18 protein-coding genes and 1 pseudogene are annotated in these 21,824 nt (G+C 53.4%); 10 read left to right on the plus strand and 9 right to left on the minus strand.

Annotated features, from left to right (window positions below):
* Nucleotides 1-96 precede the first annotated feature (96 nt).
* From KGP21_RS21225 to KGP21_RS21270, 10 genes and pseudogenes are all read left to right on the plus strand, one after another.
* Entirely contained in the window at nucleotides 97-882 is a 786-nt protein-coding gene (locus KGP21_RS21225; protein ID WP_021807200.1) for a DUF4123 domain-containing protein, read from the plus strand.
* Nucleotides 883-892: 10 nt separating this feature from the next.
* A complete protein-coding gene (locus tag KGP21_RS21230; protein WP_094982797.1) occupies nucleotides 893-5,788 on the plus strand; it encodes an RHS repeat-associated core domain-containing protein in 4,896 nt (1,631 codons plus the stop codon).
* Nucleotides 5,788-6,123: a hypothetical protein gene (locus KGP21_RS21235; RefSeq protein ID WP_059201537.1), complete on the plus strand. Its 336-nt coding sequence runs from the start codon at nucleotides 5,788-5,790 to the stop codon at nucleotides 6,121-6,123. Before KGP21_RS21230 ends, KGP21_RS21235 begins: the two co-directional genes overlap by 1 nt.
* A 231-nt stretch (nucleotides 6,124-6,354) precedes the next feature.
* Nucleotides 6,355-7,101 carry an RHS repeat domain-containing protein gene (locus KGP21_RS21240; RefSeq protein ID WP_371822643.1) on the plus strand — a complete coding sequence of 249 codons (747 nt, stop codon included), beginning with the start codon at nucleotides 6,355-6,357 and terminating at the stop codon, nucleotides 7,099-7,101.
* A 2-nt stretch (nucleotides 7,102-7,103) separates the two neighbouring features.
* Entirely contained in the window at nucleotides 7,104-7,451 is a 348-nt protein-coding gene (locus tag KGP21_RS21245) for a hypothetical protein (RefSeq protein WP_059201538.1), read from the plus strand.
* 196 nt (nucleotides 7,452-7,647) lie between these two features.
* Nucleotides 7,648-8,028 carry a hypothetical protein gene (locus tag KGP21_RS21250; protein ID WP_071683925.1) on the plus strand — a complete coding sequence of 127 codons (381 nt, stop codon included), beginning with the start codon at nucleotides 7,648-7,650 and terminating at the stop codon, nucleotides 8,026-8,028.
* A 584-nt stretch (nucleotides 8,029-8,612) separates the two neighbouring features.
* Nucleotides 8,613-8,792, plus strand: a complete 180-nt coding sequence (locus tag KGP21_RS21255; protein ID WP_137751187.1) for a hypothetical protein — start codon at nucleotides 8,613-8,615, stop codon at nucleotides 8,790-8,792.
* 154 nt (nucleotides 8,793-8,946) lie between these two features.
* A pseudogene (locus KGP21_RS29795) lies at nucleotides 8,947-9,075 on the plus strand (RHS repeat-associated core domain-containing protein); the annotation flags it as partial.
* A 57-nt stretch (nucleotides 9,076-9,132) separates the two neighbouring features.
* Nucleotides 9,133-9,690 (plus strand): hypothetical protein, encoded by a 558-nt coding sequence (locus KGP21_RS21265; protein ID WP_223498216.1) that lies wholly within the window; start codon nucleotides 9,133-9,135, stop codon nucleotides 9,688-9,690.
* A 2-nt stretch (nucleotides 9,691-9,692) separates the two neighbouring features.
* Nucleotides 9,693-10,001 (plus strand): hypothetical protein, encoded by a 309-nt coding sequence (locus KGP21_RS21270; RefSeq protein ID WP_037376419.1) that lies wholly within the window; start codon nucleotides 9,693-9,695, stop codon nucleotides 9,999-10,001.
* Between the two features lie 111 nt (nucleotides 10,002-10,112).
* Here KGP21_RS21270 and KGP21_RS21275 read toward each other — a convergent pair whose 3' ends face one another.
* The 9 genes from KGP21_RS21275 to KGP21_RS21315 all read right to left on the minus strand — a co-directional run bounded on the left by KGP21_RS21275 (nucleotide 10,113) and on the right by KGP21_RS21315 (nucleotide 21,801).
* The gene (locus KGP21_RS21275; protein ID WP_059201542.1) at nucleotides 10,113-11,144 is read right to left on the minus strand and encodes an IS630 family transposase; all 1,032 of its coding nucleotides are present in this window, start codon (nucleotides 11,142-11,144) and stop codon (nucleotides 10,113-10,115) included.
* Nucleotides 11,145-11,524: 380 nt separating this feature from the next.
* Nucleotides 11,525-12,706, minus strand: coding sequence for a cytochrome c (locus KGP21_RS21280; RefSeq protein WP_223536213.1), 1,182 nt, complete (start codon nucleotides 12,704-12,706; stop codon nucleotides 11,525-11,527).
* A complete protein-coding gene (locus KGP21_RS21285) occupies nucleotides 12,703-14,613 on the minus strand; it encodes an FAD/NAD(P)-binding protein (protein WP_223536214.1) in 1,911 nt (636 codons plus the stop codon). Before KGP21_RS21285 ends, KGP21_RS21280 begins: the two co-directional genes overlap by 4 nt.
* A gap of 95 nt (nucleotides 14,614-14,708) precedes the next feature.
* Nucleotides 14,709-16,133, minus strand: a complete 1,425-nt coding sequence (patD, locus tag KGP21_RS21290) for an aminobutyraldehyde dehydrogenase (RefSeq protein ID WP_021807703.1) — start codon at nucleotides 16,131-16,133, stop codon at nucleotides 14,709-14,711.
* Nucleotides 16,134-16,181: 48 nt separating this feature from the next.
* On the minus strand, nucleotides 16,182-16,988 hold the full coding sequence (locus KGP21_RS21295; protein WP_021178881.1) for an ABC transporter permease: 807 nt from the start codon (nucleotides 16,986-16,988) through the stop codon (nucleotides 16,182-16,184).
* Nucleotides 16,978-17,922, minus strand: coding sequence for an ABC transporter permease (locus tag KGP21_RS21300; RefSeq protein ID WP_021807702.1), 945 nt, complete (start codon nucleotides 17,920-17,922; stop codon nucleotides 16,978-16,980). The genes KGP21_RS21295 and KGP21_RS21300 overlap by 11 nt, the downstream gene beginning before the upstream one ends.
* Nucleotide 17,923: 1 nt before the next feature.
* The gene (locus tag KGP21_RS21305; RefSeq protein ID WP_021178883.1) at nucleotides 17,924-18,952 is read right to left on the minus strand and encodes an ABC transporter ATP-binding protein; all 1,029 of its coding nucleotides are present in this window, start codon (nucleotides 18,950-18,952) and stop codon (nucleotides 17,924-17,926) included.
* A 160-nt stretch (nucleotides 18,953-19,112) separates the two neighbouring features.
* Complete coding sequence (ydcS, locus tag KGP21_RS21310; protein ID WP_371822716.1) at nucleotides 19,113-20,222, minus strand: putative ABC transporter substrate-binding protein YdcS; 1,110 nt, start codon at nucleotides 20,220-20,222, stop codon at nucleotides 19,113-19,115.
* Nucleotides 20,223-20,337: 115 nt separating this feature from the next.
* Complete coding sequence (locus KGP21_RS21315) at nucleotides 20,338-21,801, minus strand: gamma-aminobutyraldehyde dehydrogenase (RefSeq protein WP_223536215.1); 1,464 nt, start codon at nucleotides 21,799-21,801, stop codon at nucleotides 20,338-20,340.
* Nucleotides 21,802-21,824: the final 23 nt, after the last annotated feature.

Consider the following 21,824-nt stretch of genomic DNA (forward strand, 5'->3'; position numbering starts at 1 on the left):
AGCCATAGCTGTTCATTCACGTTGTTAATTATGGAAAGTGTACGTTGATCGCATCAGTGGACTCACTATTTGCGTCATCTTCAAGGAGGTACAGAGATGCAACAGACCGTACAGGACTGGGTAAGAAACACGGCGGGTACACCGTTGTATGCCATCCTGGCCAATACCCATGGTGCGCAAGGCATCAAGGCCTATTACCGTGAGGACGGCAGCCGCACGCCGCACGGGCTTTACGCCAATACGCCCTATGCCAACTGGTTTGAAGTGATGCCGGTACTGGTGCAGCTAAACGAAGGCAGCCCATTCTTACGCTGGGTGGCAGAAACCCCTTTACGCAACTGGGGCTGGCTGGCACGTTCGCCGTTGCCGCAGGCTGCCCTGGCGGCCCACCTTGCCGGTTTGACACAGGTGATCATGCCCAGCGGCAAAGCGGTGTTTTTCCGCTATTGGGATGGGCGCTATCTGCCAGCTTACCTGCGCTACTTTGGCAATGAGTGGCGCTCTATCCTGCCGGTATTCTCCGATTACTGGGTGAACGGCGAGGGTTTTACCTGCCCGGTAGATCCTTCTGCGCAGGCCCAGATCAGCCCCTGGTGGCAGGTGCCCCAAGGGATGGTGGATGCTCTGCTGGATGAAGATCCAGAACCGCTGATCGCCAACCAGCTGACCTGGCTGCGCGAGAATGAGTTTGAACTCTATCAAGCCGTGCCAGAACCGGTTCTGCGCCAGATAGCGCTGCGGCTTTACCCACAGGTCTGGCAACAGACGCCAGATCCGAAGAAGCGAACCGCCCGGTTGTCCCAGGCCCTGGTAGATGCGCTAAGCCGCCGTACCAATCCGTTCGAGGTGATCACCTTCAACGTTTCCTCTTTTCGACCGTGAGTAATGGACTATGACGACCGAATATATTGCGAGTATTGACAATGCCTTGCTGGGCTTCAAAAACAAGACCCTGATCACCCAAGAGTATCGGCAGATCGTCAAGGAGTGGGCCACGGCCAGCAGCATTTCCGGGCGATTAGGTGGGCCGACGCTGGAGATGGAAAAAACTCTGCGGCTCAACGACAGCAAGACCGTGGTCTCGGAAAACGATCGCAGCTTTGAGAGTAGCGTAGTGACCTGCCCGAAGAGTGGCGAGATCAAGGTGGCTCTCGCCTACGAGTCCACGCTTGAACTGCCCATCCCCGATGTAACCATTGAGATCTATGAAGATGTCAGTTTTGGTTTTGACTCCAAGGTGGCTACCCAGCAGACCGATGAGCAAGGCATAGCCCGTTTCCCTGGTCTGACTGCGGGCAAGAAATATTACGTTAAAGCCACCGATCCCCAGCTGGAGCAGCACAATGACCAGATGCTGCAAGCCTATGACGGCCTGATGCTGGAGATGTACGACACCTTGTCAACGCAATGGCAGACCTACAGGCCGCAGTGGCAGTTGAGTCCAATCAATGCAGGCCTGTTGACTGCGCTGGGCACTGGGTTGTACGACGGCATGTTTGGGCTGTGGGACGACGTGAAACTGGCCTACGACGTGATCACCGACCCCGCAAAGTACGGGCAGAAAATCTATGCGGAAGCGGGTAAGTATAAGGATCTGATCACCCAGGTAGATGAACAGAAGCTGAAGTCGCTGCTGGAAGGCAGCAAGCAGATGGCCCGCGAGCTGTTGGCGCTGTTCAATGATGAAGCTGCGCTGTACCTGTTTATGCGCTCAGTGGAACTGCAAGTGCGTATGTACCCTTGGGGCGCACTACTGGAACCGATGGTAAAAATAGGGGGGTCCATTATCAGCGATGCGTTGGTCGGTATTGTCTTCGGGGCGCTGCTGACCCTGGTGACCGCCGGGTTGGGCGTGGCGTTCCTGATCTATAAGGTAGGCAGATTGCTCAAGAAACTGGGCAACGCATTGCAGTCTGTCTGGCAGGGGCTGAAGACGATTCTGTTTGCCACCCTGGAACTGGTCAAACGGTTCTTTGAGAAGACCCGCCAACTGAACCTCAAGCGCCAGGCCAATGCCAAGTTGAAACAGGATCGGAAAAACCAGCTGGGTTCGTCAAACCATACTGGTCTGGTGGATAACTCAGGCACGGTGAAAAACAACCCCGCGACAAATGCGGCTGACCAGCCCACGGTGAACTCGCAGTGCACCCCCGGCACCGGCTGCCCGGTCTCGCTGATCAACGGCGAAGAGTTGCTTACTCTGGACGATGGGCAACTGATTGGCCTGACGCCCTTTATCTTCCAGCGTCAGTACCGCACCACCGCGGTCGAACGCACATCGGTGTTTGGTTTTGGCTGGAGCCATAGCCTGCAACATCAGGTGGAGTTTATCGGTGATGAACTGCACTGGACCGATCACCAGACCCTCACCACCATTCTGCCGTTACCTACCGAAGTTTCCCCAAGTGGGCTTAACTATGTAGCCGGGGCCGCCGCCTATCTGAACGAGGAACCTGATAGCTACTGCCTGATGGCCGGTAGCATGGAAGGCTGGGTGCTGCATGTGCAGCGGCTGCCGGGCAAGACGACCGGGCTTATCACCGGCCTTTCACACCGCCAGTTGCGATTGACCCTGCATTATCACGATGGCTTACCTGTTCGGCTGGAACATCCGGCAGGTGCGGCCTTGCAGTTCAGCTATCAAGAGCTGCCTCAAGGCTGGCGCCTGACGCAGCTGAGCCTGACCCCAGAATCGGGTCGGGAAGAGGCTCTCCATCCACTGATGACCTATGAGTACGATGAACGGGGGCAACTGAGTGCCGCTATCAATGCGGCCGGGGAGGCCGAGCGCTATCAGTATCGTGATGATTATGTGTTCAGCCTGCGGCAGTTGGCCGGCGGGGCTGAGTTTTATTGGGAATGGCAAGGGGAAGGCAAACAAGCTCGTGCGGTGCGCCACTGGAGCAACCTGCCTAACTTTGACCAACGTTTTCTGTGGGATGAGCAACCCGGGGCCGTCACCCTGGTCCATCAGGACGGTTCACGGGAGACCTGGCAACATGACACCCGCTTTCGCCGCCTGATAAAGAAGGTCGACCCAGACGGGGCGATTCACCACAACGAATACGGTGAACGCGGTGAGCTGCTGAGTGAAACCGATCCGTTGGGCAACCGCACCGAATATGGCTATAACGGTGAACTACAGTGCACTTGGGTGCGCACTCCTGACGGACAAGAGACCCAATACCGTTATTCGCGGGGCCGAGTAGTAGAGAAAACCACCTGGAGCCTCGATCAGGAGGACAAGATCCGTGAACGGTATCGCTACGATACGCAGGGCAACCTGACGGAAGAAACCGATGCGTTGGGCAATACCTGCCACTACCTGTGGTCTGCGCAAGGGGCACTCAACGAGGTGCAATACCCGGATGGCAGCCGCGAGCGCTTTGTCCGCGATGCCTTTGGCCAGGTTCTGGAACACCATCAGCGCAACGGGCTGACCCACTATTATCGCTACAACCTGCTGGGGCAAGTGATCCGGCACAGCGACAGCCCATTGGACGAGGCCGGGGTCAACGGCACCCGTTATACCTGGAACGCAGCCAACCGTCTGGAAGCCATCCACTCACCGGACGGCACGGTGCGGCAGTACCGCTATAACGCCTACGGCAAGGTGACCAGCGAGCGTGACGAAAAAGGGCTCACCACCCAATACGAATACCATCCAAACTCCCATCTGGTGAGTCGGGTGATATACCCTGACCTCAGTCAGGTGGAATACCGCTATGACAACCCGAAGAACTTCGTCAGCGACATCATCAACCAGAACGGCGAACATCATCGACTGGCCTATCACCCCAATGGCTTGGTGAGTGAAGAACACACCATTGACGGACGTCACTTCTTCTATGACTACGACCTTAACGGGCACCTGAGCCAGCGCACCGAATACGGCACCAGCCGGAGTGAACAGACCGCGCTGGTGACTCGCTACGAGCGGGATGCTGCCGGTAGGCTGGTTCGCAAGGTGTTGCCGGACGGCAAGGAAGTCAGTTACGCCTACGATAGTTTTAACCGCCTACGGCTGGTGGACGACGGACATTGGCCATTGGCGTACGGCTATGATGAGGTTGGTCGATTGACGGAGGAGTATCAGGGCTTTGCCAGCCTGTTTTACGGCTATGACAACGCGGGCAACCTGACACGCCAACGCCTGCCCGATGGCAACCTGCTGGCTTACCACTACCAACAGGGGCAAGTCTCACGCATTGACCTGAATGGCCGCATACTGAGTGAACACCAGTATCGCGGCGAGCGGGAAACCCGACGCATCACCGGTGAGGTGGTCAGCGAGTTTGATTATGACGCGCAGCAACGCCTGCGCCATCAACGGGCTACCGCCGTGGTCCAGGCAGAAATGGAGGGTGACGCCCCAGACGTGACGCCGGTGATGCAGCGCCGCTACGAGTACGATCCGGCAGGTAACCTGACACAGATCCTCGACCCGCACAAAGGCAACCGGGAATACCGCTACGATAAGCAACATCGCCTGACCGAAGCGCTGCACCACCCGATAGCCTACCCCGAAGCCTTGCCGCAGGCGCTGCGCTGGAGGGGTATCAGTGAACAGTTTACGCACGATGCAGCGGGTAACGTATTGGGGAACGATGCTGCCTCCCGTGGAACACAAGTGCGTGGCAACCTGCTGAAGCAGAAAGGCGATGTGCGGTTCGAGTATGACGAGTTTGGCAACCTGACACGTGAAGTGCGCAGCACCAAGCCACTGTGGGTGCGGGAGTTCCGTTATGACTGCCAGCATCGGCTGGTGGAATTTATTGAACAACGCCAGGGGCAGAAAACCCACTTTGCCTATACCTATGATGCCTTTGGTCGACGCATCCAAAAACAGGACCTGCTAGCCCAACGGCCTGATGCCATAACCCGGTTCTTCTGGCAGGGTGAGCGGATGGTGGCAGAATGCGCCGACGATGATAATATCTTCACAGCGGATGACCCAAAACCGGCGCACCTGGCGACCTATAAAAGCTACCTGTACAGCCCCGGCAGCTTTGTGCCGCTGGCGCAGTTACTGGGTAAAGGACGTAAGTCAGAGATTTACTACTACCTGACTGACCACCTTGGTACCCCGCAGGAACTGGTCAACGGCAAAGGACAGATTGCCTGGAGTGCGGCGTACCGCGCCTACGGCAATCTGGCGGTAGCGTTCGTTGAATCTGTGCCGCAACCACTGCGTTTTCAGGGGCAGTACTTCGATGCAGAAAGCGGGTTGCACTATAACCGGTATCGTTATTACTCGCCGGAGACCGCAAGGTTTATCACCCCTGATCCTATTGGGTTGGCCGGTGGGCTGAACCAGACGCAGTATGTGCCTAACCCTACTGGGTGGGTGGATCCGCTGGGGTTGGCTAGTGTGAAGGGGGGGTGCCCTCCGGACTCAGATATACCGGCTGGGGTGAAGACGGGTGAGCCTGATATCCCGACATCAAATGGAAAAACCGCCTATACCCATTTTCCAGAAGATCCAAACGAACTAACTAAAGTATTAGGTGTTCCTCCCAAGATAACGGAGACCCAACATGGAACCACCCGTATGGTATGGCAACCAAATAGTGATACTCGCATCAGGTATGAAAGCCACCCTGGTGATGGAGGAACATTCAACGCCCGACATCATGGTGAGCATTATCACATCGAGTTAAAACCAGAAGAGTTATCTTGGGGACAAGCAGGAAGGCAAAATAGAGTTACAAAGGTTACACCAAGAGACTATCAACGTGGGCATGGTACTGGCCATTTGCCCGGTGAACAACATCCAGGGATAGAATAATGGCTATAAGTAAAATAAATATCAGTGATAATATATTAAAAAAAATAACTTCAAATACGGATGGGAGTGTGGATGTTTATGTTCTTGATTGGCAGGAAAGAGAAAACACTCTTCATTTTAACGATGTATCTGCCTTGCTATCATTTAATTCAATTGGTTGTGAATTGTCACATCTCGAAGAATCGAGCAACGACGACTTTAAACATGAAAGCCAAAAATATACAGATGAAGACCTTTCTGAAATGATTTGCTTCAATTTTTTTTCCGCGTGGTCTAATAACGCTGTTTTGAAAATCCTAGCATTGCCAGACTCAGTTGAGTTTAAAAAATCATGAGGCCTTAATTATGTAGTGTTACGAACAACTCACTTTGGTGCAGTGATGATGTTGAAGAGCATTCCAATCCACCGAATGCGGCTCTCAGCATAGTGAACGAACACCACCTGCAGTGGGGCAAAAGTCCGTGGCAACCTGCTTGCGAACGTGGTTTGACTATGTCGCTTCGGCAACCTGACACGCGAAGTGCGCAGCGCCAAGCTAGTGTGGGTGCGAAGCCAGCACCCACTTGTGCAGTTACTGAGTCAAGGATATCAGTCGGAGATTTACTACTACCTGAATGACCATCTGGGCCCCCCGCAGGAACTGCTCAATGGCAAAGGACAGATTGCCTGGAGCGCGGCGTACCGCGCCTACGGCAATCTGGCGGTAGCGTTCGTTGAATCTGTGCCGCAACCACTGCGTTTTCAGGGGCAGTACTTCGATGCAGAAAGCGGGTTGCACTATAACCGGTATCGCTATTACTCGCCGGAGACCGCAAGGTTTATCACCCCTGACCCTATTGGGCTGGCCGGTGGGCTGAACCAGACGCAATATGTACCTAACCCTACCGGGTGGGTGGATCCGCTGGGGTTGGCGAATGCGTTGGGAGATTGTCCGCCATCAATTAAGTTCATAAATCCTAAAACTATCCAGTACTCTCAAGATAGTATTAATCCACATTTTAGTGACGGTAATAAAATTAATGATTTAATATTTAGATTGAAAAATGATCCTTCATATATCAATCAAGTTGAGCCAATAAGAAGAGTGAGGATGGTGGATCTCCCTGTTGAAGTCCAAGAAAAACTATTGTCACAAGGAGCGCACAAACATTCAGTATTTTCTTTAGACAACAGAAGGTTATATGCAGCTAAGGAGGCTGGAATATCCCAAATTCCAACACGATGGGCAACACCGGATGATTTGAAAGGGATTAATTTAGTTGACAGGTTCTCCACTAAAACAGGTGGGAAAAATATAAGGGTGAGGAATTAAAAATGGAAAACAGAGCAATTAAAACTCAGTACGGGACAATACATGGAAGAGATGCGCTAATATTAAAGGATGTCAAGTTAGATATGTACCCCATGAGCATTGAGGTGAATGCTTTACTTGATCTGTCTTTTTGTCAGCCGCCCACAGAAAGTAATATTGAAGCTCTAGTTTGTTTTAAATTCAAAAACATAAAGAGCTTAAAAATAATAATGATTGATGAATCAGACTATCAGTTGATAAAGAAGTCTTGTTTTGATTTGATTGTTTCAGGAGGAAATAACAATTACATTTTAAGTACTTATGATCATGTCTTTGATGTGATAGGTCAGTGCGAAGTTGTATATGCTTAAGTGATTAGAAAGGCCGGAGGTTAAGATTTTTTCGGCCTTATATCTTTTTTGTTATATAAGTATATTCCTTTGCCACACCGAATCACCTTGTCGGATATCATGCTTACAGTCCCACCAGATTGATATTCTGGCTCTGCCATAACGTCATTGCTATATAACTTAACACATCTCAAAAAAAATTATAAAGTTGCAAAAAATGAACTCAATAGAACGGATATGCAGAGATCTTGGCTTACCTTGCGGGGATGATTTTACTCAAGATTGGACATATGAATTACCTGAGGAATTTCGTACCGAGGAATATCTGAACAAATATATCTTAACTTACTCAAATGATAATTATTCAGAATCAGAGAGAGATTTGCTGATGCAATTGATACTCGATGTTACTAATGATTGTTTAAGTATGGGAATGGATACTAATAATGAAGTTATCGTTAAAGCATTAGATTTGCTTTCAAATAATCACCAGAAGCATTTTCAGTTAATTGAATACTGGGCGTTAGATGGAGAACCACTGGAGGATTGTTTTGTTTTGACTTATAAAGCAAGGGAAATAATAAACAATATTAGATAAATGTTAACCCACTGCTCTCATGATAACTTGACGTAATTCATTAGTTATGTTGTAGATGAGAATGCTGGAACTTCTGATAGTTCCGGCTTTTTACATCACTTATCTTTCCAGTCACTGGATACAGTCCGGTTTATCAAGCAGTAATACATAAAAGTGCCGCGAAAGCTGGGCAAGCGAAAGTCCCCTAGAGCTCCGAAACGATATTTAAGCCAACGAGATCAGCTTAACTCTATTTATCACGCCAAATTGATATTGAAACAAAGAGGTGACAACAGTCTTTCAAAAAGGCCCCAACATATGGGGAAAGATATTGATGATAATGGCAGTCCATTAACCAGCCATCCTAAACGGGGACAGTAAAAGTGAAATTAAATAAAAAGAAAAGGCTGAAAGCGATGGGGTTTTTAGGGGGGGTGTTAAGCCCCTTCAACTCAAATATCACTACTGTGGAGTGAGGATATATTTGAATGCAATTTCTCCGATAAGTCAAGCATTTTTAAATCATTTGATAAATATATAAAAAGTGATCTGGCATCATCCCTGCTTGGATGTTTTTAACTATTACCGTGCTTGAGAAGTATCTTTTGAATGCTGACGAGTCTTTTGAAGATGCTTTGCATAAGTTAGTATTTGGTGACATCTTAGAAGATCCCCACCATTTTATGAAATTACTTCTTGAGTATGCAATTGAAATCTCAATCAATCAAGAAATAGATGATAATAAAAAAGGAATTTATAACTATAAAGTGAATGAAATGATATAAAGGTAGCTCAGAAAGGTCGATATGAAAATATCGACCTGAACAATCTGAATGACTACCTAGGTCCCCCGAGGAACTGGTCAACGGCAAAGGACAGATTGCCTGGAGCGCGGCGTACCGCGCCTACGGCAATCTGGCGGTAGCGTTCGTTGAATCTGTGCCGCAACCACTGCGTTTTCAGGGGCAGTACTTCGATGTAGAAAGCGGGTTGCACTATAACCGGTATCGCTATTACTCGCCGGAGACCGCAAGGTTTATCATCCCTGATCCGATTGGGCTGGCCGGTGGCCTAAACCAGACGCAGTATGTACCTAACCCTACCGGGTGGGTGGATCCGCTTGGTTTGGCTAGCGTTCCTGGAGATTGTCCGGAGCCGCCGGGCACAGGAGTAAGAGCGCATGCGGGTGAAGAACTGGTTGAAGTTTATCGAGTTCAGCCCGTGAGACCTAATTCAGATATTGTTTTAGGTGGTGCATTCTTGCGTGAGCGTGAGAAAGGTAAATCTATAATGCAGGCAAATAATCAGCGGAAGAAATTGCTTGGAAAACTGGAGTCTGATGATCCTGCAGACGCGGTTAGAGCTATGCAGCATGCTCAGGCTGGTGGAGGTAGCAGTCCAGTGATATCTACAACTTTTGATAAAGCTGGGGCAGAACGTGAATTTCGTGAGGCATTAAATGACGGTAGAAATGTGGAGCTTATTACGATTAGAGGTCCAAAAAGTGCTGGCATAGATTTCAATCTGGAACTTGAAACTAGAGGTGGAAGAACAAAACCCAATAGGTTTAGAGATGAGGAAATGAATGAGTTCGGAATTAAGGATCTATATGTTCCGCCTAAGGGAAAAGGAACTAGTAAATCAGGTTTCAAAATTGTTGATGTGAAAAAAGAGTTGGAGTAACTATGCGAAAAGATAAAGTTTTCTGGAAGAAGGAAGTTGTTGGGTTTCTACTGAATGGTAGAATGGATAACTTTGATTTATATGGAGAATGGGAGCCATTGGCAAGTGTTCATCATGATGAGTTTATCGCTTGCATAGAAGCAGATGAAGATGAAGTATATGTTTGTGTAGGTAGCAATGAAAAGGGAAGGATAGGGAATGTCGCTGATATTCCAGATGAGCAAATAAGCATTCGATGCAGAGGATCTTACACGGATATTAATTCAGTACAGGATACTGAAGAGTATTATAGAAAGTATCTGCATTATTAATTTAATATGCAAATGATTTTTGTAATGATACAGTAGGGTTAGCTGCCGATTTCCAGCAGTTAACTCTCCATATCAATAACTGGCGTTCCTAAATAGCTGCGCTTAATACCGCTACACTTTTGCCAGACCCTGTTTCTCTCCAGGGAATGGGCCGGCGGTTTCCATAAAATGACGAACCTTTTTCAACAACTGCCACATTGAACGGCACTGATGATTGCGGGTTATTGTGTCATGAAGCGCCTGCCATAAACGCTCAACGTGGTTCACCCACGGCGAGTAAACCGGCTGATAAATCACCCTGAACTTTGGATTCGCCTTTAGCCAACGCTGTGTTTCATGGCTTTTATGGATAATGTAGTTATCCACGATGAGTGTGATGGTTTTTGCCCGTCTGTATGTGGCTTTAAGGTGTTTAAGCAGGCTGATGAACAACACCGAGCTTTTGCTGTTGCCACCTACGTAACTGACCTTTCCCGTACCGCTGTGTAAGGCCCCGGCAAGGTAGTATTTTTCATTCTGGCCCGGCGTTACCACTCGCTTTTGTTGTCCGCGAAGTTGCCAGTCTGCGCCGATTTTTGGGTTGAGATGGATATCCACTTCATCCTCATAAAAGACCGGATGTTCTGCACTACATTTAGCCAGCGCGTTATGGATTACAGCCATCTTTTCATCCTTGTGTGGGTCACGGATATGCAGGGTTGGTGCTGCCCTGCGCCAGACCAGTCCGGCTAACGGCAACCAGCGACGTACAGTTCCGGCATGTAACGAACATCCTATTATCTCTCTGATTTTTATCGCCAACAGTTCTGTACTCCATCGTGAACGCTGATACCCAAAATCGCCGGGAGAGTGCTTTATCAGTTCGCGTAACAATGTGCAGATGTGTTCAAAAGACCAGCGTCGAGAGCGCCCGGCAGGCAAGGATTTCAGACCTTCGACACCCGATAATGTAAACCAGTTAATCCAGCGGCCTACGGATGAACGGGCACAACAGAGAGTTCTTGCGACGTCGCTGACGCGTTCTCCACGGTGCAACATCAACATAGCCATAAGCCTGCGGGCATGATTTTTATCTGGTGTTTTATGGATGATTTTCTGCATCTGGCGTCGTTCATTTCGGGGGATGGGTGCTATGATCGGCATAACTCAGTCCGGTTGGTGATTTTGGTTGGTTTGGCGATTGATCAGATCGCACAACCCGGGCTGAGTTCCCTTTAAGTGATCTACTATTAGGCGCAGCTATTTAGGTGAAGTAGTTTATACAAACCTTGATCCATACGCCTGAGTATTATGACGAGCTTATTCGGAAGGGAAAACACGATGGTTAATTATTTTTTAATTAGCTGCATCAGATATCGCAGACATGATGTTAATTTGGTGTATACGGTGGGGTTTGCCTGGGTACGATATACGGCGCTTCGACAATCTGGAGGTGGCATTCGATGAGAGTGGCTGAAGTTATAGGGTTCGAACATGTTCGAACCCTATAAAACAAGCACAGAGTAACACACCGCAACACTCTGTTATTTAGTCAGCTTCCACGCATCCCGTACCTGTTCCGCCGTCACCGGCGCAGCCTGGTTCCCCCAGCTCCCACGCAGATAGCTCATCAGATCGGCAGCCTTCTGATCGTTGAGCACCCAGCCATAGCCCGGCATAACGATAGATGGTGCATGTTGGGTGACGGGCGTATGCGCTCCTTCCAGCACCACGCGCAAGGCGGTCAGTGGATTATCCGCCGTCACCGACAGATTGCCCGCCAGAGCAGGTATGACATTGTCGCTCCCCTCCCCCTTATTGCCATGGCAAGTTGAACAGTACATCGCATAGATCTGCCCGCCAGAAGCCATGCTCGCGCTTGATGCCGCCATGGTTGCTACAGGTTTCGGTGCCTCTATCTCCAGGCTGTGTACATACTGCGCGATAGCCTTTAAATCGTCATCGCTGAGGTATTGCGTGCTGTGCGCCACCACGTCGCTCATCGGCCCGGCCACAGCCGCATGTTGGCTGCGGCCGCTTTTCAGCAGCGCAACCACATCATCCGGCTTCAACCCACGCAGGCTCGGTGCATACCAACCATCCAACTCTGCGCCGCTCAGGAACTCAGGGGATTGGTTATCCAGCCCTTTTTCCTGCATCGCCCAGCCGCGCGGAGTATGGCAACTGCCACAGTGGCCCAGCCCCTGTACCAGATAGGCGCCGCGATTCCACTGGGCGCTTTGCTTACTGTCTGGCTGATAGGTTTGGTCTTCATGGAACAGCGTATTCCATACCCCTAACGGCCAACGCATGGACATTGGCCAGCTGATATCGCTTTCCCGGTTGGCAGTGTCTTGCGCCGGGACTTCGTGCATCAGGTAGTCATACAGAGCACGCATGTCCTGCTCGCTCATTTTGGCGTAGGAGGTATAAGGCATGGCGGGATACAGACGATGCCCATCTTTGGCCACGCCCTGCCGCATGGCACGATCGAACTCTGCAAAGCTGTAGCTACCAATACCTTGCTGTTTATCGGGCGTAATATTGGTGGCATAGATATCCCCTACCGGCGTTGGGAACTTCATCCCGCCCGCCAGTTCCTTACCACCCGGAGCGGTATGGCAAGCCGTACAGTCCCCTGCCTTGGCCACGTATTCCCCGGCGGACATGGCGTGAGCCGAGCCACCAGCCAGCAACAGCATCAGATACCACGGACGTAATGTCATACCCCCTCCTTGGCAGCAACCTTGCCGTAGGCCAGTTCATTCACGGCTCGCCAAGCCTGATCGATCGCCGAGTTGGCATACGGGCTCCAGTCGGAATCGGAATTGGCAATGACGATCTTGCCGATCGGTTGCCGCGCGGTTTCGATGATCTTTTGGGACTCATCTTCATCATCGAACATACCGTTGAGGAAATAGGAGTAACCGTGCGACCAGCGGTTGACGGTGATCGCCTGAATATCCCGCTGATGATCAAATCCGGCATCACCTAACATGCCCTGCAGCTGCTCACGGATCATCTTCTCATGTACCTCAAACGGGGTTCCTAGCAACAGCGCTCGCCCTTTGCGCGACTGTTCACGCGGGCTAAGGCCGCTGCCGGGCAATGTCGGCACATACACCATATGCAGCCCGATAGGCTGGTTTGGATCGCGTGGGTGCTGATATCCCCCCATGCTTACCGGGTAGTCCAATTTCACCCGGCTATAAGGCGCGGTCGGGGCATACACTTCGTGCACTCCCAGTTTGATAAACGGCTGCCAGTTGCGGATCACCACCTTGCTGTACACCAATGGCGATTTGACGTTCTGCTTCAGCGCCTCTTGCTGCTCGTGAGGCATTTCCGGGATCAGATAAGGGATCATCATATTGTAACCGGCCATCACCACTTGCCCGGCCCGTACTTTGACCATCTTCTCGCCGTTGATATAGGTCAGCTCGGCCTTATCACCCACGTTGGCCACGTGCAGCCCGGTGCTGTTCAAGCGTAGTTTCACCGGCGACTCGGGGCGATCCAGCTGGCTGTAATCAAACTTTGCCAGGATGACGTCGTTCATATCTTTGCCACCCGGTGCCACCGCCGGGATCAAATGACGCACCATCAGGCGAGCCAGCGTAGCGTTGCCATCCGGGAAGTGGAATACATAGGGATCGTCAAGATCGGCCTGCGATTCCTCATCCAACGGCGGCAGGTTCATGCCGTTCAGGCCTGGCAGATCACAGATGCGGGCATCGCTGCAAGAGGTCGCATCAATGCCGACGGCCTGAAAATCGTTGGTGGTTTGCTGGAAATAGCGGATCGCCATTTCGCTCAGCCCCACTTTCTCGCGCAGGAACTGGCTATAGCTGTGCTTGTCCAACCAGGCCACCTTCTCTTCCTGGCTCAGGCCCGGCAGGTAGTCTTTTTCGACGGTGTGCAGCGCAATCAAGGCCTGGCGATCGGCCTGCGGCAACGGGAAGTCGTTGATAAAATCTTCATAAGAGCGACCATTGAGGCGATCACGCGGAATATCATCCGCCACCACTCGGCCCGGATCGCCACTGACCACCTTATCAACGCCAAAGTTCTGGCGATCGAAGTAGACGCCACGGCTGAGATTGAGGTCCGGATAGAAAGTGGTGTCGAAGGCCTTTTCCATACCGTCCAGGCTAACGCCCAGATTTTTCAGCAACCCCATGGCGACCGGGCTGAAGTTGGAACGCGGCGACTGTAACGATTCGCTGCCCCCGTAACCGAGGAGGGTGCCGTTCTCGCTGCTGAATTCGTTACGCTTGGCGTGGCCGCCAAAGTCATCATGGTTATCAATCAGCAAAATACGTTGCTGTTTGCCCTTCATTTGCTGCCAGAAACAGGCCGCCGCCAGGCCGCTGATGCCAGCGCCGACGATCACCAGATCGAATTCTTCTTCGATCGGCAGGTTGCCAAAATCAAAGGTTTTGCCATCACGCCCCAGTTGATGGGCATGTTCGAATGAGCCTGGATGATTGCCGCGCAGGCCAGTTAACGCTGGTGGGTAATACAGAGTTTGATGGGCGGCTTGCGGCGATGCGCGCAGGATCTGCATCGGCGTAAGCCCGGCGGCGATGGTGATCGCCACCCCATTAAGAAAATCGCGACGGGTGATAGCCATAAAAGCGTCCTTTTATTCTTTATTATTATCAGGCCAGCCGAAGCCAGCCTGAGAGCCGCGTTATTGTGCGTATAAATCCTACCAGATCAAGCAGATTAGTGTTTGAACATCACATGGCGAATGGTGGTGTAATCCTCCAGCCCGTACATCGACATGTCTTTGCCATAGCCCGACAGCTTCTGCCCGCCGTGCGGCATTTCGCTCACCAGCATAAAGTGGGTGTTCACCCAGGTGCAGCCATACTGCAAACGCGCGCTCAGGCGATGGGCACGCCCTACGTCACGCGTCCACAAAGAGGAAGCAAGACCGTAATTGGAGGCGTTGGCCCAGGCCAGTACCTGCGCCTCGTCGTCGAATTCCGTCACCGTCACTACTGGGCCAAACACTTCACGCTGGACAATCTCATCTTCCTGGCGCGCACCTGCCAACAGCGTTGGTTGGAAATAGAAGCCAGGGCCAGCGACTTTTTCGCCCCCGGTGACCACCTGGATATGAGGCAGTGCTTTGGCCCGCTCAACAAAGCCAATCACCCGCTCCAGATGCTGGGAAGTGATCAACGGTCCTAATTCGGTACTGCTGTCTTCCGGTGGCCCGATCTTCAAGCTGGCCACCGCTTCGCCCAGCGCTTTCACCAGCTTTGGGTAAATGCCTTTTTGCGCATAGATCCGGCAGGCAGCGGTGCAATCCTGCCCGGCATTGTAAAAACCGAAGGTGCGGATGCCGTCAACAACCTGCTGAATGTCGGCATCATCGAAGACGATTACCGGCGCTTTGCCGCCCAGCTCCATATGGGTGCGTTTAATCCCTGGAGCGGTATGGGCAATGATATGCTCACCGGTAGCAATAGAGCCGGTAAGAGAGACCATGCGCACCTTGTCATGTCCGGTCAGCACATCGCCCACGCTGGCACCACGGCCAAACAGCACGTTGAGTACGCCCGGCGGGAACACGCCAGCGGCCAGTTCGGCCAGCTTGAAAGTGGTTAACGGCGTCTGTTCAGAAGGTTTGATCACCACGCAGTTCCCTGCCGCCAACGCGGGTGCCAACTTCCAGGCGGCCATCATCAGTGGGTAATTCCAGGGAGCAATCGAAGCCACCACGCCCAACGGATCGCGGCGGATCATCGAAGTGTGCCCCGCCAGATATTCACCGGCCGCCATGCCACTCAGGCAACGGCTGGCACCGGCAAAGAAGCGGAAGACATCGGCCACCGCAGGCAGTTCGTCATTCAGCGCACAGTGATAAGGCTTGCCGCAGTTGAGGGACTCCAGTTTGGCGAAGGTTTCCGCATGCTGGTCAATCACGTCCGCCAGCGCCAGTAAGTGTTCGGCACGCTCTTTCGGGGTAGTTTGCCCCCACTGTTCAAACGCCGCATCGGCGGCCTGCACGGCCTCTTCAACCTGCTGTGCGCTGGCCTCGGCCACTTGAACAATCACTTCTCCCGTTGCCGGGTTGTAGACCGGCAACTTTTCGCCCTGGCCGGTAACCAGTTGACCATTAATCAGCAGTTGGCTTTGCATAGGGTTATCCTTTGAAATATTGGCATAAGCTATTTAGGAATTGAGGTGCTATTTACCGCTGCCTGCGACGCTTTCTCCGCCTTTGGTCAGGTAGTACGCGCCCAGGATCGGGAACATCGTCAATACCATCACCGACAACGCGACCACGTTGGTGATCGGCACATCACGTGGGCGGCCCAACTGGTTCAGCAGCCACAGCGGCAGCGTACGTTCGTGCCCGGCGGTGAAGGTGGTCACAATGATTTCGTCGAATGACAGGGCAAACGCCAGCATCCCTCCCGCCAGCAGTGCCGAGCCCAGATTCGGCAAGATCACGTAACGGAAGGTCTGCCAGCCATCGGCCCCCAAATCCATCGAGGCTTCGATCAGGCTGTGTGAGGTTCGGCGGAAGCGGGCGATCACGTTGTTGAACACGATCACCACGCAGAAGGTGGCATGGCCGATGACGATCGTCATGATCCCCGGTTCGATGTTCAGCGCCTTGAAGGCCGCCAGCAATGCCAGACCGGTGACGATCCCCGGCAAGGCAATAGGTAACAGCAGCAGCAGAGAAATGCTGTCCTTGCCGAAGAAATCCCGGCGATACAGCGCCGCTGCGGCCAGCGTGCCGAGCACCAGCGCAATCGCCGTGGCCAGGCAGGCGATCTGTACCGAAAGCAGTACCGCATCAATAATGTCCTGCCGCCCCGCCGCCACGCTGAACCAATGCAGGGTGAAGCCCCGCGGCGGGAAGCTGAATGCCGCGTCTTCGGTATTGAAGGCGTACATGGCAATAATCACTATCGGGAAGTGCAGGAAGATCAGGCCACCCCAGGCGGCCAGTTTCAGCCCTAACGGCGCGCGTTCAGAGTGCATCGAAGGCCCCCAGGCGTTTCACAATCGAGAGATAAATGGCGATCAGGACGATCGGCACCAGCGTAAAGGCGGCCGCCATCGGCATATTGCCGATCGCCCCCTGTTGGGCATACACCATGCTGCCAATAAAGTAGCCCGGCGGCCCCACCAGCTGTGGCACGATAAAATCACCCAGCGTCAGCGAAAAAGTAAAGATGGAACCGGCTGCGATACCCGGTACCGCCAGCGGCAGGATCACATAGCGGAACGTTTGGGACGGGCGCGCGCCCAGATCCGCAGAAGCGTGCAGCAACGAAGGCGGCAAGCGCTCTAACGCCGCCTGGATCGGTAAGATCATGAACGGCAGCCAAATATAGACAAACACCAGGAAGCGCCCAAGACCGGAAGTGGATAGCGTATTACCCCCTACGCCGGGAATGCTCAGAATGCTCGCCAATACCGGCTCCAGCCCCATATGTTGCAGGAACCACTGCGCCACGCCGTCTTTCGCCAGCAATAGCGTCCAGGCATAGGCTTTAACGATGTAGCTGGCCCACATCGGCATCATCACGGCGATATAAAAGAACGCTTTTACCTTGCCGCTGGTGTATCGGGCCATGTAATAGGCGATGGGGAATGCCAATACCGCACTGGCCAGCGAAACGACCACCGCCATGGTCAGCGTACGGACGATGATGTCATAGTTGGCCGGGTTGAACAGCGCGCTCAGGTTGGCGAAGGTCAGATCCGGCGTCACCGTCATGGTGAAGTCGTCGAAGGTGTAAAAGCCCTGCCACAGCAGGGTCAGCAGCGAGCCCAGATACACCGCCCCAAACCACAGCAGCGGCGGTACCAGCAACAGCAGCAGATACAGCGTTGGCTTGCGGTACAGGTAGGTGGAAATCGCGCGAATTTTACCGCCGGGCGCTGCCGGCTGCTCGATGCTCATGTCCATCTCACCTCTCCTCCAGCAGCGGCACCATTGCCTCTCTGGCCCAACAGGCGGTGACCGGCTGACCGATCAGGCGCTGCTGTGCCACGGCCTGCCACTGCGGGTTAGCCTGGCTGACCAGCAGTTTCTCACCGCTGCTCAGGGCGATTTCATAGCGTGTCGCCGCCCCTTGGTAATGGATATCCTGCAAGGTACCCTGAACCTGAACTTCCCCCTGCGTTGCGCCGCTTTGATCCAGCAGGCGGATATGCTCCGGGCGGATCGAAAAGGTGGCCGATTGCCCCAGCAACCGCTCCGCCAATTCGCTGCGTACCACGTTGGACGTGCCGACAAACTCGGCGACAAACGGCGTTCTTGGCCGCATATACAGTTCGCGAGGCGCATCTACCTGCTCAATGCGGCCATTGTTAAATACCGCCACCCGATCGGACATCGACAGGGCTTCGCTTTGATCGTGCGTAACGAAGATAAAGGTGATGCCCAGTTGGCGTTGCAGCTTCTTCAACTCCCCCTGCATCTGCTCACGCAATTTCAGGTCCAACGCCCCAAGCGGTTCGTCCAGCAGCAGCACGCGTGGGCGATTGACCAATGCACGAGCCAGAGCCACGCGCTGACGTTGGCCACCGGAAAGGTGCGCCGGTTTACGTTCGGCAGCAAACCCCAATGCCACGCTTTCCAATGCCTGATTCGCCCGCGCCAGCCGTTCACGCTTGGCAACACCTTTCACCATCAGGCCGTAGGCCACGTTCTCCAGCACCGACATGTGTGGGAACAGCGCATAGTCCTGGAACACGGTGTTCACATCGCGCTGGTAAGGCGGCAGATTGCTCGCCTCTTGCCCATGAATACGGATGGAGCCGGAGCTAAGTTGTTCAAAGCCAGCGATCAGCCGCAGGCAGGTGGTTTTACCCGAGCCTGAAGGCCCAAGCATGGAGAAAAACTCGCCGTCCTGTATTTCAACAGAAACCCGATCTACGGCGCGAACATCGCCGAAAATGCGCGAGACATCGATAAATTGCACAGCAATGGTCATGATGTACGCTCCAAAATGTTGCCCCTCACCCCAACCCTCTCCCAAAGGGAGAGGGAGCTGTTAGTCCCTGCTCTTTGGGAAGTAAAAAGGTCATCTCAGCAAACTCGATCGGTCCCCCACAGGGGAGCCGTCTAGCGCTCGCAGGTGAGAGCTATAAGGGTTATCTACCGCCCATGATGGCGATGTAGTCCTGGGTCCAGCGGCTATAAGGGACGAACTTGCCGCCCTCGGCCTGTGGCGTTTTCCAGAAGGCAATTTTGTCAAACTGGTTGAAACCGTTGGTTTCACACCCTTTGTCACCGAGCAAGGTGCTGGCTTTGCAACCGGCAGGAACTGCCGGTAACGAGCCAAACCAGGCCGCAACGTCACCCTGTACCTTCGGTTCCAGCGACCAGTTCATCCACTGGTAGGCGCAGCTTGGATGCTTGGCCTCGGCGTGCAACATGGTGGTATCCGCCCAGCCGGTAACCCCTTCTTTCGGGAATACGGTAGCGATAGGCTGGCCTTCGCCTTTCAGGGCGTTGGCCTGGTATGGCCAGGCGCTGGAAGCCACCACGCCTTCGTTTTTGAAATCGCTCATCTGTACCGAGGTGTCATGCCAGTAACGGTGGATCAGCGCGTGCTGGCTGCGCAGCAGTTTCAGTGCCGCCTGATACTGCTCTTCGTTCAGTTGGTAAGGGTCGGTGATGCCAAGCTGGGGTTGAGTCGCTTTCAGGAACAGCGCCGCATCGGCGATATAGATTGGGCCGTCGTAAGCCTGCACCCGGCCTTGATTGGTCTTGCCGTCCGGCAGGTTTTGCTGCTGGAACACCACAGCCCAGCTGTCTGGCGGCGTCGGGAAGGTTTTGGTGTTATACATCAGCAGGTTTGGCCCCCACTGATATGGCGTACCGTAGGTTTTGCCCGCCACGTTGTACCAAGGGCCGTTTATCAGGCGTGGGTCGATATTCTGCCAGTTAGGGATCAGCGCGGTATTGATTGGCTGCACGCGTTTGCCGTAGATCAGGCGCAGCGAGGCATCGCCAGAAGCGGTCACCAGATCGTAACCGCCTTTTGCCATCAAGCTGACCATTTCATCCGAGGTCGCGGCGGTTTTCACATTCACCGCGCAGCCGGTCTGTTTCTCAAACTGGGTCACCCAGTCGTAGTTCTTGTCGGACTGACCACGTTCGATGTAGCCGGGCCAGGCGATGATGTCCAACCGCCCTTCCCCCTTGCCCAACGGCTGTGGCGTATCGGCGGCCTGAGCCATACCGCAAAGGATCGTCATACAGAGTGCGGTGACTGTGGTGATTGCGTGTGTTTTTCCCATCGTAATTACCCCTGTGTTGCATGTTGGTATGCGGCAAGGAACGGTTGCCGCCGATTTTTTATCGGCCGTGTGGCTAGAAGGAAGCCTTGAACTTCGCCATCACGTGCCGGACAACGCTGTAATCCTGTAATGAATCGCTGGAGAGATCTTTGCCGTAGCCGGAGCGCTTTAAGCCGCCGTGAGGCATTTCGCTCGCCAGCGTAAAGTGGGTGTTGATCCAGGTGCTGCCATATTGCAGATGCGCCGCGATATGCAGCGCGCGGTCGATATTCTGTGTCCACACCGAGGAGGCCAGACCGTATTCGGAATCGTTGGCCCAGGTCACCGCCTGCTCCAGGGTGTCGAAACGCGTCACGCTGACCACCGGGCCAAACACTTCGCGCTGGACGATTTCATCGGTTTGCAGGCAGCCAGCCAATAACGTGGGCTGATAGTAAAAGCCGGGGCCAGAGTGTGCCGCCGCACCAGTAATCAATTCGATATGTGGCTGGCTGAGAGCCCGTTCGACAAAGCTGGCGACCCGGTCACGCTGGCGGCTGCTGATCAGCGGGCCGATTTCATTATCTTCATCACGCTTGCGGGCAAAACGTAGGCTGGCGACCGCTTCCCCCAAGGCTTCCACCAGCTTCGGATAGATGCCTGCCTGGGCGTAAATGCGGCAGGCAGCGGTGCAATCCTGCCCGGCATTGTAGTAACCGAAGGTACGGATACTGCTGACGACCTCATCCAGATCGGCATCGTCACAGACGATCACCGGGGCTTTACCGCCCAGTTCCAGGTGGGTGCGCTTGACGCTTTTGACCGCCGCCTGCAAGATTTTTTGCCCGGTAACGATATCGCCGGTAACCGACACTAAACGAACCTGCGGATGACCAACCAGATGGCTGCCCACCCCTTCGCCACCGCCGTAGACAATGTTCAACACGCCTGGCGGCAGGATTTCCTGCAACGCAGGCACCAAGGCCAGAATGGTCAATGGCGTATGTTCGGAGGGCTTGAATACTACGGTGTTGCCGGCTGCAAGCGCCGGAGCAATCTTCCAGGCCGCCATCATCAGCGGATAATTCCATGGTGCGATGGAGGCCACCACGCCGATCGGGTCACGCCGGATCATGGAGGTATGGCCCTCAACATATTCACCTGCCAACTGGCCTTGCTGGGTGCGCACGGCCCCGGCGAAGAAGCGGAATACGTCAATGGCTGCGGGAAGATCGTCGTTCAGTGCCTGATGGAAAGGTTTACCGCAGTTCAGCGCTTCAAGGCGCGCCAGATGTTCTGCCTGCCGTTCGATGGCATCGGCAATACGCAGCAGGATTGTTGCTCGGAAAGCGGGAGTGGTGCGTGACCAGTGGGAAAATGCCTGCTGCGCGGCGGCAACTGCGCGACCCACCTGGGTTGGCGTTGCCTCGGCAATGGAAACCAGGGTTTCACCGTTGGCAGGATTAACAATGGTCTCCTGATGGCCTTCACCCTCGAGCGACTCGCCGTTAATGAATTGCCGACAGGATAAACCGGAAACCAACTGTAGCTCTGCCATTGCGCTGCCCCATGTGACAAAAA

The organism is Serratia sp. JSRIV004 (genome assembly GCF_019968705.1).
GTDB lineage: Bacteria > Pseudomonadota > Gammaproteobacteria > Enterobacterales > Enterobacteriaceae > Chania > Chania fonticola_B.